The organism is Paraburkholderia sp. LEh10 (assembly GCF_017814945.1).
Lineage (GTDB): Bacteria > Pseudomonadota > Gammaproteobacteria > Burkholderiales > Burkholderiaceae > Paraburkholderia.
In genome coordinates this window covers 1-14,325 of the sequence record NZ_JAGIPX010000091.1, presented here as the reverse complement: position 1 = coordinate 14,325, position 14,325 = coordinate 1, and the positions used below count along the sequence as shown (strand labels likewise).

At 65.8% G+C, this 14,325-nt stretch carries 12 protein-coding genes; 10 read left to right on the top strand and 2 right to left on the bottom strand.

The features are described 5' to 3' along the window. Window positions 1-2 precede the first annotated feature (2 nt). From J8I87_RS39290 to J8I87_RS39275, 4 genes are all read left to right on the top strand, one after another. Window positions 3-941, top strand: a complete 939-nt coding sequence (locus J8I87_RS39290) for a sugar kinase (RefSeq protein WP_209937805.1) — start codon at window positions 3-5, stop codon at window positions 939-941. A 124-nt stretch (window positions 942-1,065) separates the two neighbouring features. Beyond that, window positions 1,066-2,250 (top strand): beta-ketothiolase BktB, encoded by a 1,185-nt coding sequence (gene bktB / locus J8I87_RS39285; protein WP_209937804.1) that lies wholly within the window; start codon window positions 1,066-1,068, stop codon window positions 2,248-2,250. A gap of 140 nt (window positions 2,251-2,390) precedes the next feature. Next, entirely contained in the window at window positions 2,391-3,053 is a 663-nt protein-coding gene (locus J8I87_RS39280; RefSeq protein WP_209937803.1) for a hypothetical protein, read from the top strand. Window positions 3,054-3,119: 66 nt separating this feature from the next. Then, window positions 3,120-4,304: a cystathionine beta-lyase gene (locus J8I87_RS39275; protein ID WP_209937802.1), complete on the top strand. Its 1,185-nt coding sequence runs from the start codon at window positions 3,120-3,122 to the stop codon at window positions 4,302-4,304. Between the two features lie 83 nt (window positions 4,305-4,387). On the opposite strand, the gene serB is transcribed toward J8I87_RS39275, so the two are convergent. Then, window positions 4,388-5,227: a phosphoserine phosphatase SerB gene (gene serB, locus J8I87_RS39270; RefSeq protein ID WP_209937801.1), complete on the bottom strand. Its 840-nt coding sequence runs from the start codon at window positions 5,225-5,227 to the stop codon at window positions 4,388-4,390. 177 nt (window positions 5,228-5,404) lie between these two features. On the opposite strand from serB, the gene J8I87_RS46120 reads away from it, so the two are divergent. The 5 genes from J8I87_RS46120 (at window position 5,405) to J8I87_RS39245 (ending at window position 11,782) form a co-directional block, all read left to right on the top strand. After that, the gene (locus J8I87_RS46120) at window positions 5,405-5,764 is read left to right on the top strand and encodes a glycosyl hydrolase family 28 protein (RefSeq protein WP_313068121.1); all 360 of its coding nucleotides are present in this window, start codon (window positions 5,405-5,407) and stop codon (window positions 5,762-5,764) included. A 343-nt stretch (window positions 5,765-6,107) separates the two neighbouring features. Beyond that, on the top strand, window positions 6,108-7,343 hold the full coding sequence (locus J8I87_RS39260; RefSeq protein WP_209937800.1) for a cytochrome P450: 1,236 nt from the start codon (window positions 6,108-6,110) through the stop codon (window positions 7,341-7,343). A gap of 199 nt (window positions 7,344-7,542) precedes the next feature. Further along, the gene (locus J8I87_RS39255) at window positions 7,543-8,499 is read left to right on the top strand and encodes a Ku protein (protein WP_209937799.1); all 957 of its coding nucleotides are present in this window, start codon (window positions 7,543-7,545) and stop codon (window positions 8,497-8,499) included. 21 nt (window positions 8,500-8,520) lie between these two features. Then, on the top strand, window positions 8,521-11,409 hold the full coding sequence (gene ligD, locus J8I87_RS39250) for a DNA ligase D (RefSeq protein WP_209937797.1): 2,889 nt from the start codon (window positions 8,521-8,523) through the stop codon (window positions 11,407-11,409). Between the two features lie 58 nt (window positions 11,410-11,467). After that, entirely contained in the window at window positions 11,468-11,782 is a 315-nt protein-coding gene (locus J8I87_RS39245; RefSeq protein WP_209937796.1) for a hypothetical protein, read from the top strand. An 84-nt stretch (window positions 11,783-11,866) separates the two neighbouring features. Here the strand turns inward: J8I87_RS39245 and J8I87_RS39240 are convergent, their stop codons facing one another. Beyond that, window positions 11,867-12,838 carry a LysR family transcriptional regulator gene (locus J8I87_RS39240; protein ID WP_209937795.1) on the bottom strand — a complete coding sequence of 324 codons (972 nt, stop codon included), beginning with the start codon at window positions 12,836-12,838 and terminating at the stop codon, window positions 11,867-11,869. 166 nt (window positions 12,839-13,004) lie between these two features. On the opposite strand from J8I87_RS39240, the gene J8I87_RS39235 reads away from it, so the two are divergent. Beyond that, window positions 13,005-14,021 (top strand): zinc-binding alcohol dehydrogenase family protein, encoded by a 1,017-nt coding sequence (locus J8I87_RS39235; protein ID WP_209937794.1) that lies wholly within the window; start codon window positions 13,005-13,007, stop codon window positions 14,019-14,021. Window positions 14,022-14,325 lie beyond the last annotated feature (304 nt).

Genomic DNA, 14,325 nt, shown 5'->3' with positions numbered 1-14,325 from the left:
CGATGTCGTCGAACCCGGCCGCAGGCACGCCCGCCATCCTCGCACTCGGCGAGGCGATGGTCGAATTCAACCAGTCCGAAAAGAACCAGCCGGCCTATCTGCAAGGCTTCGGCGGCGATACATCGAATTTCTGCATCGCGGCCGCGCGGCAGGGTGCGTCGGCGGGCTTCGTGTCGGCTGTCGGGAGTGACCAGTTCGGACGTCTGCTGCTCGATCTGTGGCGGCGCGAAAACGTCGATACGTCGTTCGTGCGCGTCGACGACCAGGCGCCGACGGGCGTGTATTTCGTGTCGCACGGACCATCGGGCCATCAGTTCGACTATCTGCGCGCGGGTTCCGCCGCGAGCCGCTATGCGCCGCGCGATCTGCCGCTCGATGCGATCGCTGCCGCAAAGGTCGTCCATCTGTCGGGCATCAGCCTCGCGATCAGCGTGAGCGCCTGCGATGCCGCGCTCGCCGCGATCGGCCATGCGCGCGCGAACAACGTGCGCGTCAGCTTCGACACGAATTTGCGGCTCAAGCTGTGGCCGCTCGCGCGGGCGCGCGCCGTGATGCTCGAAGCGATCCGCCAGACGGAAATCTGCCTGCCGAGCTGGGACGACGTCACCGAACTCACGGGCCTCACGGAACGCGACGACATCGTCGATTTCCTGCTCGCGCAAGGGCCGCGCGTCGTCGCGCTGAAACTCGGCAAGGACGGCTCGTATATCGCGACGCCCGACGAGCGCCGCGTCGTGCGGGGCCATGCCGTCAACGCCGTCGACGCGACGGGCGCGGGCGACTGCTTCGGCGGCGCGTTCGTTGCGCGGATCGTCGCGGGCGACGATCCGTTTCAGGCAGCACGTTATGCGAACGTCGCGGCGGCGCTGTCGACGCAAGGCTTCGGCGCCGTCGCGCCGATTCCCGATCGCGCGTCCGTCGAGAAGATCGTCGCCGCGTGAGCGCGCTCGAGCACAGGTGACAGCCGTCGCGGCACAATAGCGTCAGACACGGACAAGGCAAGCTTTCGCACTGTTTTCACAAAGCGCGTGAGATTCATCTGAGACAACAAAGGAGGAGCAAGCGATGCAACGTGAAGTATGGGTGGTCAGCGGCGTGCGCACGGCAATCGGCGACTTCGGCGGCAGCCTGAAGGACTTCGCGCCGACGGAGTTGGGCGCGCGAATCGTGCGCGAGGCGCTGTCGCGCGCGAACGTCTCCGGTGACGAAGTCGGTCACGTCGTATTCGGCAACGTGATCCACACGGAGCCGAAGGACATGTATCTCGCGCGTGTCGCGGCACTGAACGGCGGCGTCGCGCAGCATACGCCCGCGCTCACGGTGAACCGGCTGTGCGGATCGGGCTTGCAGGCGATCGTGTCCGCTGCGCAGACGGTGCTGCTCGGCGATGCGGACATCGCGATCGGCGGCGGCGCGGAGAGCATGAGCCGCGCGCCCTACACGATGCCGTCGGCGCGCTTCGGTCAGCGCATGGGCAACACGAGCGTCGTCGACATGATGCTCGGCGCGCTGCACGATCCGTTTCAGACGATCCACATGGGCGTGACGGCCGAAAACGTCGCGAAGAAATACGACATCACGCGCGACGCGCAGGATGCGCTCGCGCTCGAATCGCACCGCCGCGCCGCGAAGGCAATCGAAGGCGGCTACTTCAAGGAACAGATTCTCCCGATAGCGATTGCATCGAAGAAGGGTGAAACCTTTTTCGACACGGACGAGCACGTGCGCATGAACGCCACGTCCGACGACTTCGCCAAACTGAAGCCCGTGTTCGCGAAGGAGAACGGCACGGTGACGGCGGGCAACGCGTCGGGCCTCAACGACGCAGCGGCAGCCGTCGTGCTGATGGAGCGCGGCGTCGCGGAAAAGCGTGGCGCAAAGCCGCTTGGGCGGCTGGTCGCGTACGCGCACGCAGGCGTCGATCCGAATTACATGGGCATCGGTCCCGTGCCCGCGACGCAAAAGGTGCTGGAGCGCGCGGGCCTGAAAGTCGGCGATCTCGACGTGATCGAAGCGAACGAGGCGTTTGCCGCACAGGCTTGCGCCGTCAGCAAGGAGCTGGGCCTCAATCCCGCGAAGGTCAACCCGAACGGCTCGGGTATTTCGCTCGGTCACCCGATCGGCGCGACGGGCGCGCTGATCACCGTGAAGGCGCTGTACGAGTTGCAGCGCATCGGCGGCCGCTACGCGCTCGTGACGATGTGTATCGGCGGCGGACAGGGTATTGCCGCGATCTTCGAGCGGATCTGAGTTGCATGCGGGACGGGGCGAGGCGGGGCAGCCTCGCTGTCCCGTCTCTGAACGAACTTGCGGTATAACCGGTCGAAGCCGGATCTCGGCGGAGTGGCGACGTACCCGACGTCGTCAAGCCGGTTGAAAGGAATACACGGATGCACGTATTGAAGTCGAAGCAAAGGGCGTCGTGGCCCTCGATGATCGCGGCCGCCGCATTGGCCGCCACGGTGGCGCTACCTGTCGCGACGCACGCGCAAAGCGATGCCGTCAAGGCGCTTGCAGCGCCGCCGGCCATCCAGTTGCCCCTGAAGCCCAGCGCCGAGTTCGCGAAGTTTCCGCAATACTCGGGCACGCTCGGCAAGCGGCAGATCGTGCTGCGCCTCGGCGCGAAGACCGACGATCCTTCCGGCGTGCACGGCGAGTATCAGTTCGCCGACACGGGCGAGGTGATCCTGATCGCGGGTGACCGCGACGGCGACACGCTCGAAGTCGAAGAGTCGAATGACGGCACGCATATCACGGGCAACTGGGTCGGCAAATTCGCCGCCGACGGTTCGCTCGAAGGCGAGCGCATGAACGTCGACGATTCCGATCCACAGGAATTTTCCTTGCAGCCGCTCGCGGCGGGACAAAAGGCGCCGGCGGCGGCCGGCAGGAGCGCGCCGGCGCCCGCGCCCGTCCAGGCACAGAAAGCCGCGCCGCAGCAAGTCCCACAGCAGGTCCCGCAGCAGGCCGCACAGCCGGCTGCGCAGCCCACCCAACCGCGCACGGGCAGCCAGCCCGTCAACGGCGTGAGCAACCTGACCACGGGCGAATAAGGGCGACGGTCAAATGAGCGCGCCGCACGCTTCACTCAAGTAATTCGAATCCAACTCTCACTGACCATGACTCAATACACTCCGAAGCACGGCTTGCAGACCCGCATCGTCCAGCCGAGCGATCAGCTGACGCCCGGTTTCGAATCGTTCTCGGTGCCCGTGGCGCGTGCGTCGACGGTCGTTTTTCCGGACCTGGCCGCGATGCGCGCACTCGACTGGCGCAACGATGCGCAATGGCGCTACGGCCTGCACGCGACGCCGACGTCGATCGCACTCGCGCAGCGTCTCGCCGCACTCGAAGGCGGCAATCACGCGCTGTTGCAGCCATCGGGGCTGTCGTCGATTTCGAACGTGTACTTCGGCCTCATGAGGTCGGGCGACGACGTGCTGATTCCCGACAACGTCTATTCACCGAACCGCGATCACGCCGAGTGGCTTGCGAAGGATTTCGGCATCACCGCGCGCTACTACGATCCGATGATCGGCGCGGGCATCGCGGACCTGATCCAGCCGAACACGAAGCTGATCTGGCTCGAAGCACCCGGCTCGGTGACGATGGAAGTATCCGACATCCCGGCGATCACGGCCGTCGCCCGCGCGCGCGGCGTCGTCACGGCGATCGACAACACATGGTCCGCCGGCCTCGCGTTCCGGCCGTTCGATCACGGCGTCGATATTTCGATGCAGGCGCTCACCAAGTACCAGTCGGGCGGCAGCGACGTGCTGATGGGCGCGACGATCACCGTCGACCGCGAGTTGCACCTGAAGCTGAAGCTTGCGCGCATGCGCATGGGCATCGGCGTGTCGTCGGACGATTGCTCGCTGATCCTGCGCAGCCTTCCGTCGATGAAGGTGCGCTTCGAGCAGCACGACAAGAGCGCGCTCGAACTGGCCAAGTGGCTGAAGACGCGCGCGGAGATCGCCGCCGTGCTGCATCCGGCGCTGCCCGACTGCCCGGGCCATGCGTTCTATGAGCGTGATTTCACGGGCGCGGGCGGGCTGTTCTCGGTCGTATTCGACGCGCGTTACACACCTGCGCAGATCGATACGTTCTGCGAGTCGTTGGAGCTGTTTTCGCTTGGCTGGAGCTGGGGCGGCGCGCAGAGTCTCGCGATGCCGTACAACGTCGCGTCGATGCGCACCGCGTCGAAGTGGCCGCACCGGGGCACGCTAGTGCGCTTCTATATCGGTCTTGAAGAGCCCGCGGATCTGCGCGCGGATATCGAGCGCTGTCTGGTGGCGCTGGGCTAAACGGGCTCCCGCTGTAGCGAACAAAAAAGGCCCGCTCGCCGTCGAGCGGGCCTTTGCTTATCCGCAGATGTGAACACGCAGGTTCAGAACAGCCGCAGCAGTCCATCGAGTCCGACGTGATTGAACGCGACGCTCGCGGCATCGCGCACCACGGGCTTCGCGCGAAAGGCCACCGACAGGCCCGCCGTCCCCATCATTTTCAGATCGTTCGAGCCGTCGCCCATCGCGATCGCGCGGGTGGGCTCGATCCCGAGTTTGTCGCAGGCTTCGCGCAGCGTGCGCGCTTTCACGTCGGCATTGACGATCTCGCCGAGCACGCGGCCCGTCAGCTTGCCGTCGGCGATCTCGAGCGTATTTGCACGCGTGAAATCGAGAGCGAGGCGCGCCTGCAACTTCTCCGTGAAGAACGTGAAGCCGCCCGACACCAGCAGCGTCTTCAGGCCGGCCGCCTTCGCGCCCGCAAGCATTTTTTCCGCACCCGGCGAAAGGCGCAGCCGTTGTTCGTAGACCTTTTCGAGCGCGCCCGCATCGAGGCCTTTGAGCAGCGCGACGCGGCGCGTCAGGCTCTCGTTGAAATCCTTGATCTCGCCGCGCATCGCGGCTTCCGTGATCGCCGACACCTCTGACTTCAGGCCGCAGAAATCCGCGATCTCGTCGATGCATTCGATCGTGATCAGCGTCGAATCCATGTCCATCGCGACGAGGCCGAAGTCGGTCAGGCGGCGGCCCGCTTCGACGAATGCAAAGTCGAGCGCATGCGTCGAGCAGTAGACGTCGAGGTCGGCGCGCTGCGCGAGATCGGCGTTGTCGATGCGAACCGCGTGGGGATCGATCACGGTGAGATTCGAGCCGCGCGACAACGCGACGAGCGGTTTGTGGTGTTCTGCAGCGAGTGGCGCGAGGCTTTGGATGACGAGATTCATGTCGATGCGGGAAATGGGCGCAGCAAAGCATGCGCATGACATGCGCCGGAATGCGGCGCGGGAAATCCGCCCATTGTAGCGGTTCTGCTCTGGAAGGCCGGCTGGCCGGGCGAAAGCAATCTTTTGCAAGGGTAGCGCGTCGTACCGGGCGGCGTCGAAGGCTTCACTGCGTGGGGCGTGAAGATCTACACGTCGACGCCGGCCTACGAGGGCAATGACAAACTATCTTGCATGCCGTACAGCACGCTTACGGCGAAGAACACGGACGGCATCGACCCCGCCAGTTCCGGGCCCATTACGGGCAATCCCGGCAACCCCGGCAACCCCGGCAAGCTGACGGGCGACGCGAGCCATATCCTCGTTGCGTACACATCGATCCGGACGGGCGACGACAATATGGCCATCAAGGGCGGCACGGCAGCCGTCAGCGAACGCACGTATAACGTCACCGTCGCGCGCAGCCACTTCTACGAAGGACACGGCATGTCGGCAGCGAATCGGCAGGCACGGACAACGGCGTGGCGAACCCGGACGTGACACCCGTCAACGGCTTGTATCCGGGCGTCAGCAACGTGAACGTCTACGACCTGTCCTGAGCGTCGCAGATGCACAGATTGCGATCGGTGCAGGCGGTGGGTCGTTGCCGTTTCAGACGGCCAGCGGCGTTTCGATCACGGCCGCGGCGGCTTCGCCTGTTGCGCACGTCGATTGCAGCCAGGCGTTCGTACCGTTTCCCGGCAAATAACGCGTGTATCCATTGACAGGATTGCCGGCGGCATGATGCTGCACGCGAGCGGCGCGCCGTGGTTCATACTGGCGTCTCGAAACATGCAGCCGCGCATGTGGTCACATGGGCGGCGAAGACGGCACGGAGACACCCATGACCCTGTCCCACACGACACAACGCGATGCCGACATCGCGCGCCGCTTCGACTTGCGTCATCTCGACGCGTCGTTCCACGCCGACCCATACCCCGTGTATCACGCGCTGCGCGCGCACGAGCCCGTCAAGCGGATGCCGGACGGCTCGCTGTTTCTCACGCGCTTTCGCGACGTGCAGGCTGTCTATCGCGACCCGAAGACCTTCAGCTCCGACAAGAAAGTCGAGTTCGCGCCGAAGTACGGCGCCACGCCGCTCTTCGAGCATCACACGACGAGCCTTGTGTTCAACGATCCGCCGCTGCATACACGCGTGCGCAAGCTGATCGCGGGCGCGTTGACGGCGCGCGCGATTGCGGCGATGGAAGACGGTCTCGTGCGTCTCGTCGACGACCTGCTCGATCGCGCAGCCGCGCGCGGCGAGATCGACCTGATCGGCGACTTCGCGGCGGCGATTCCCGTCGAAGTGATCGGCAATCTGCTCGACGTGCCGCACGACGAGCGCGGGCCGCTGCGCGACTGGTCGCTCGCGATTCTCGGCGCGCTGGAGCCCGCGCTCACCGACGCGCAGCACGAACGCGGCAACCGGGCGGTGACGGAGTTCGTCGCGTATCTGAAGGATCTCGTCGCGCGTCGCCGCGCCGCGCCCGGCGATCCGCAACATGACGTGCTCACGCGGCTGATTCAGGGCGAGGCGGGGGGCGAGCAGCTATCCGAAGTCGAGCTGCTGCAGAACTGCATCTTCATCCTGAACGCCGGTCACGAAACGACGACGAATCTGATCGGCAACGGCCTCGTCACGCTGTGCACATGGACGGGCGAGCGCGATGCGCTGCTGCGCGAGCCGGAACTGATCGAGAGCGCCGTCGACGAATGTCTGCGCTTCGAGAGCTCGAACCAGCTCGGCAACCGGATGACGATGCTCGATACGGAAATCGGCGGCCTGCCCGTCGCGCGCGGCACGCCCGTCACGCTTTGTATCGGCGCGGCGAACCGCGATCCCGAGCAGTTTCCCGATCCGGACCGCTTCGACATCCGGCGCACGCCGAATCGGCATCTCGCGTTCGGCCTCGGCATTCATCAGTGCGCGGGACTGTCGCTTGCTCGGCTCGAAGCGCGCATCGCAATTGGACGTTTCGTGCGGCGCTTTCCGTCGTATCGGATCAGCGGCGAGCCGACGCGCGGCGGGCGAGTGCGCTTTCGCGGCTACGCGGCCGTGCCCATCGCTGTCGCGTGACACGTGCCGCCGCGGCACGTGCAACCGCGCGGCGCGCCGGATCGAGCGCGCGCCCGTAGGTTTTTCCGTCGGCAGGCAAGACTTACAGCGCCGCCTTCGCGCGCGGCGCCGGACCCCGCGCGACGAGCGCGTGCCCCGATCGCACGGGGGCTGGGCACGCTAGCTGCTTCGCATGGAGTTCAACTTCCGGGAGCGCGCGATGGCTCATATGATCTGGAAAGGCGCGATCAGCTTCGGTCTCGTCCATGTGCCGGTGCAACTGTATCCGGCGACCAAATCGGAAAAGGTCGGCTTCAATCTGCTCGACAAGCGCACGATCGATCCCATCGGCTATCGGCAGATCAACAAGCGCACCGGCAAGGAAGTGACGCGCGAGAACATCGTGCGCGGCTACGAGTACGAGAAGGACCAGTACGTCGTGCTGACCGACGAGGAGATTCGCTCGGCGAATCCCGAATCGACTCAGACGGTGGACATTCTCGCGTTCGTCGAAGCGTCCGACATTTCGTTCCTCTATCTCGACACGCCGTACTACCTCTCGCCCGACCGCAAGGGCGAAAAAGTCTATGCGCTGCTGCGCGACGCGATGAAGGCGTCGGGCAAAGTCGGCGTGGCGAACGTCGTGCTGCACAACAAGCAGCATCTCGCCGTGCTGATTCCCGTCGGGCCGGTGCTCGCGCTCAATACGCTGCGCTGGGCCGATGAAGTGCGTCCGTTCGACGAGCTCAAGCTGCCTGACGAAAATCCGAAGAAGTCGGGCGTGAGCGCGCGCGAACTCGAGATGGCGAAAAAGCTGATCGACGATATGAGCGATGCGTGGGATCCGTCCGCGTACAAGGACACGTTCCGCGACGATATCCTCGAACTCGTCGACAAGAAGGTGCGCGCGGGCAAGACGGAAGAAGTGATGGACGTCGAAACGCCGCGCGCGGAGCGTCCTTCTGCGGAGATTCTCGACCTGTCCGATCTGCTCAAGCGCAGCCTCGGACGCGGCGGCAAGGGCAAGGGCGCCTCTCGCGCTGGCGACGAAGCGGACAGCGAAACGCAAGCGTCAACGAAGCCGCGTGCGGCCGCGAAGAAAACGGCACGCCGCGCGACGGCATCGACGGCGCGCAAGAGTACGGCTGCCGCCGCGCGCAAGCGGCGCGCCGCATAGGCGACATCGCGCGGAGCGATCATGGCGGACAAGCTCGACACCTATCATCGCAAACGCCGCTTCGACGAAACGCCGGAGCCGTCGGGCATTGCCGCGCGCGCGAAGCGAACGGACAGCCCGAAGGATACGACTCGCGCGGCGAAGCCTCGGGCCAGCAGGAGCGCGAAGCAAAACGGGTTGTCGTTCGTCATCCAGGAGCACGACGCGCGGCGCCTGCATTACGACTTTCGCCTCGAACTCGACGGCACGCTGAAGTCGTGGGCCGTGCCGAAAGGGCCGAGCCTCGATCCGTCCGTCAAGCGGCTCGCCGTGCATGTCGAGGATCATCCCCTCGAATACGGCACGTTTGAAGGCGACATACCGGAGGGCAACTACGGCGCGGGGTCGGTGATCGTCTGGGACCGCGGCACGTGGGAGCCCGTGGGCGGCGAAGCGGCCGGTCGTGAGGCGTACGCGGCGGGCAAGCTCAAGTTCCGGCTCGACGGCGAAAAGCTTCACGGCGGCTGGACGCTCGTGCGCAGCCACATGCGCGGCAGCGGTGACAAGGAGCAGTGGTTGCTCATCAAGGAGCGCGACGACGAAGCGCGCAGCGAGGCGGAGTTCGACGTGCTCGAAGCGCTTCCCGGCAGCGTATTGTCCGACGCGCCGGGCGCGCGCGCCGGCAAGGCCGGCGACAGTCAGCGCAGCAGGCGGGGCGGGCGCGCGAACGCCGCGCTCAAGGCGCCGAAGGCAGCGGCATCGCGCAAAGCCAAAGGCGCGAGCGCCGACCGTCCCGACATCGTCGCCACGCGCAACGCCGAGTCACTGCGCGAACTGGCCGCGCATCCGTCGATCGAGGGCGCCGTCGAGGCGAACCTGCCGGCGACGCTGAAGCCGCAACTGGCCACGCTCGTCGACAGCGCGCCAGCCGGCGAAGACTGGCTCTATGAGATCAAGTTCGACGGCTATCGCGTGCTGGCGCGCATCGATCATGCGTCGAAGGAGCCGGTGAAGATCTTCACGCGCGCGGGCAACGACTGGACCACGAAATTCGGCAAGCAGGCGAAGGCGATCGCGCGTCTCGGGATCGAGAGCGCGTGGCTCGACGGCGAGGCCGTCGTGCTCGACCGCGACGGCGTGCCGAGCTTCCAGGCGCTGCAAAACGCGTTCGACGCGAACCGGCCGCAAGACATCGCCGTCTATCTGTTCGACCTGCCTTATCTGAACGGCTACGATCTGCGCGGCGTGCCGCTCGAGCAGCGGCGCGCGATCCTGCGCGCGTTGCTGGAAACCGCCGACGACGCGACGCTGCATTTCTCGCAGGACTTCGGCTTTGCCGCCGACGAACTCTTGAAGAGCGCCTGTGACACGCACCTCGAAGGGATCATCGGCAAGCGGCGCGACAGCCAGTATCTGTCGGGCCGCTCGCCGGCGTGGATCAAGCTCAAGTGCCGGCGTCGCCAGGAGTTCGTGATCGGCGGCTATACGGAGCCCGCGGGCAGCCGCGCGGCGTTCGGCGCGCTGCTGCTCGGCGTCTACGACACGAAGGGCAAGCTGCAATACGCGGGGCGCGTCGGTACGGGCTTCGACGCCGCGTTGCTGCGTTCCGTCAAGAAGGAACTCGACGCGCGCGAAACGGCGCGGATGCCGTTCGCGAGCGAACCGCGCGAGCGCAGCCGCACGCCCGTGCATTGGGTGAAGCCGGAACTCGTCGCCGAATGTAATTTCGCGGAATGGACGAGCGACGGCGTCGTGCGGCAGGCGTCGTTCGTCAGCTTGCGTCACGACAAGCCCGCCAGGCAGATCGTCCACGAAGCGCCGCACAAGGGAGCGGAGGTGCAACAGATGAGCGAACAGACGAGCGCCCGCGAGGCGCAAACGCCTACGGCGAAAAAGCCCACGGCGAAAAAGACCGTGGCGAAACAGCGCGTGGCGAAGCAGACGGACGCGCACGATGCGAGCGCAACCACCGTAAAGGCTGCGAGCGGAACGGCGACAGCCGCCACGCGCAAATCAACGACGAAATCCGCGACCGCGACAGTGTCGGGCGTGCGCATCTCGCACCCCGACCGCGTGATCGACAAGAGCACTGGCGTGCGCAAGATCGAGCTCGTCGAGTATTACGCGTCGGTGGCGTCGTGGATGCTGCCGCACCTGAAGGACCGGCCCGTCGCGCTCGTGCGCGCGCCGGAGGATATCGGCGGCGAGCTGTTCTTTCAGAAGCACAGCCAGAAGATGGCGATTCCGAACATCACGCAACATCCGGGGCTGGACCCGGACCATCCGCCGCTGTTGACGGTCGAGAGCGAGGCGGCCCTCGTCGGCACCGCGCAGATGGGCACGATCGAATTGCACACGTGGAACGCGGTGGCCGCGGACATCGAAAAGCCGGACCGGATGGTGTTCGATCTCGACCCGGACCCCGCGCTCGGCTGGACGCGGATGACGGAAGCGGCGCAGCTCACGCGCGAGCTTCTCGACGAACTCGGCCTTGCGTCATTCTGCAAGACGAGCGGCGGCAAGGGTTTGCATGTCGTCGTGCCGATTGCAAGGCAGCTCGGCTGGGACGAGGTCAAGGCTTTTTCGCAAGCCGTCGCGCAGCACATGGCGAACACGCTGCCAAAACACTTCGCCGCGAAGATGGGCGCGCAGAACCGCAAGGGCAAGATTTTCGTCGACTATCTGCGCAACAACCGCGGCTCGAGCACCGTCTGCGCTTATTCGCTGCGCGCGCGGCCGGGGCTCGGCGTATCCGTGCCCCTCGCGTGGGATGAAGTGCCCGGCACGACGGCGGGCGATCAATGGAACATCGCGAACGTCCACGAACGGCTCGACGCCCTGGACAGCGATCCGTGGGCCGGCTACGCGAAGACGAAGCAGCGCATTACGGCAGCGATGCGCCGCAGGCTCGATACGGCCGGGCATGAATGAACATCATGCCCGCGCAGAGAGTCCGCGAAGCGCACGCGTGCAACTGAGGGAGAGCATCATGAAGACATCGCAACAACACGCCACGGGCGACGATCACGAGCAACATGCGACGCGCCCGGAAGGCAACGATCAATCGAATGTGCCGAAGCGCCCGTTCCACGAGCAGGCCGCGCCTTTGCCGCATGAAACGGATCAGAGCGCGCAGTCGCAGAACGAGCCTGAGCCGCGCGGCGTCGGCAAGCAGGCCCATCGCGATCTCGAACGGGGGCTCGAAGACACCGACCGCCGTGGTGGCGGCGACTATCAGGCGCGCACGCAAAACGACGCGCAGGCCAACGAGAATTCGCCTTCGCCGCCGGGCAAACGACGCTGAGCGCATCGTGCCCTGCGTGGTACACCGCGTCGTGCTGCATCGTCGGCGCTACGCGGCGTGACCGGGCCCGCGCCGCGCGCCGGGTCAGCGCGGATCACGGTCCCAGTAAGGCGGATCACCGAAATGCGCGGCGAGGAAGTCGATGAACGCGACCGTCTTCGGCGGCACGAACGCGCGGGATGGATACACCGCCCAGATCGCGACCGCTTCGGCGAGGGGATAGCTGTCGAGCACCGAGACCAGTTCGCCCGTGCGCAAATAAGGCGCGACGTCCCACGTCGATTTCAGCGCGATGCCGAAACCCGCCAGCAGCGCATCGCGGATCACTTCGCCGTTGTCGGTCGCGAGCCTGCCGCCGACGCGCACGGTCAGCGGCCCCGCCGGCGTGACGAACGACCAGTCGCGTTGACCTGAGAGGATCACGCATTCGTGCTGCGCGAGATCGGACGGATGAAGCGGCGTGCCGTGTTCGGCGAGGTACGACGGCGCGCAGCAGATCACGCGCCGGTTATCCGCGAGCCGTCGCGCGACCAGCGTCGAATCCTTCAGCGCGCCGAGCCGGATGCCGACATCGACGCCGGCATCGACGAGATCGACGATCGTATCCGTGAGGCGCAGATCGACGCTCACGCCCGGATAGCGGCGCAGAAACTGCGTGATGACGGGCGACACATGCTGCCGGCCGAACGACGATGGCATCGACACGCGCAGCCGCCCTTGCGGCTCGGCGCGAGCGCGGCCGACGCAGGCACGCGCTGCGGCCGCCGCGTCGAGCAGCGCCTCGGCGCGCACGGCGAAAACCTCGCCGTCCTGCGTAAGACTGACGCGGCGCGTCGTCCGATGCAGCAGGCGCGCGCCCAGCAGCCGTTCGAGATTCGCGATCCGGGCGCTCGCGACGGCGGGCGAGAGGCCGAACTCGCGTCCCGCCGCCGACACGTTCGCGAGCAGTGCGGCGCGCACGAACAACGCGACGTCGAGCAGATCGAGGCGCTCGCGCTCGCTGGCCGTCGCCGGCGATGCGGTCGCGGAGGTTGGTGTCTGAGGAAGCTGTTCCATCGATTCTTCGGAAAATCCAGAAAATGTTTCAGTCATTATGCTGGTTCTCGCAGCGTAAAGAGTTTCCTACGATGGAGTCAACGAGATCAGCGGCGGGCTTTCAGATTCGCGCGAGCCGCCGCTTCCGACCTTTTGTCCAGGACTTCACCCAATTCAAGGAGCCGTCATGAAAGCAGTAGGCCTCACCCGTTATCTGCCCATCGACAACCCCGAATCGCTCGTCGATATTGACATCGACAAGCCGCAGCCGACGGGACACGACCTTCTCGTGAAGGTCGAGGCGATCTCGGTGAACCCGGTGGACTACAAGGTGCGCGCACCGAAGGACACAATCGAGAAGACGCCGCGTGTGCTGGGCTGGGACGCCGCGGGCACCGTCGAGGCGGTCGGCCCGGAGGTGACGCTGTTCAAGGCTGGCGACCCCGTTTTCTATGCGGGCAGCATTACGCGTCCGGGCGCGAACAGCGAGTTTCATCTTGTGGATGAGCGGATCGTCGGGCGCAAGCCGGCGTCGCTCGATTTCGCGCATGCCGCCGCGTTGCCGCTTACGGCGATCACTGCATGGGAAGCGCTGTTTGCGCGGCTCGGGGTATCGCCGCAGGGCGCGGACGCGGGCAAGTCGGTGCTGATTATCGGCGGCGCGGGCGGCGTCGGCTCGATTGGCATCCAGCTCGCGAAGCAGCTGGCAAAGCTCACGGTGATTGCGACGGCGTCGCGTCCCGAGTCCGCGAAGTGGGCGACGGAGCTGGGCGCGGATCATATCGTCGATCATTTCGGCGACATGCCTGCGCAGCTGGAGGAGATTGGTTTCGGGCAGGTCGATTACGTGCTGATCTTCAATGACACCGATCGGCACTTTCCGGCTGCCGCCGCTGTTATCAAGCCGCAGGGCGGCATTGCGACGATCGTCGAGAATGCGAAGCCGGTGGCTGTCGAGCTGTTGAAGGCGAAGAGCGCCGCGTTTCATTGGGAGTTCATGTTCACGCGCTCGATGTTCGGCACGCCCGACATGATCGAGCAGCACAAGCTCCTGACGGAAGTGGCGCGTCTGATCGACGCGGGCACGTTGCGGACCACGGTCGGTGAGAATCTCGGCAAGATCAATGCGGAGAATTTGCGCCGCGCGCATAAGCTGCTTGAGGAGGGGCGGGCGATTGGGAAGCTGGTATTGAGTGGGTTTTGATTGATGTCTGCGACGCGGGGCGGGGCTTTGGTTGTGTCTTCCGCGCGGGGCATCCGCGATGCGGTGTGTTTTGCCCCTGCGCGGGCATCCGCGATGCGGTGAGCTATGCCACTTCGCGGGCATCCGATGCGGTGAGCTTTACCCCTTCGCGGGCATCCGATGCGGTGAGCTTTGCCCCTTCGCGGGCATCCGATGCGGTTCGCCTTGCCCTGCGCGGGCATCCGCGTTAGCGCCTCGCGGCGCGGGCGTTGCCCCTGTGCGGGGCGGCACTTCCTTTCTTTGCCGCGGCAAAGAAAGGAAGCAA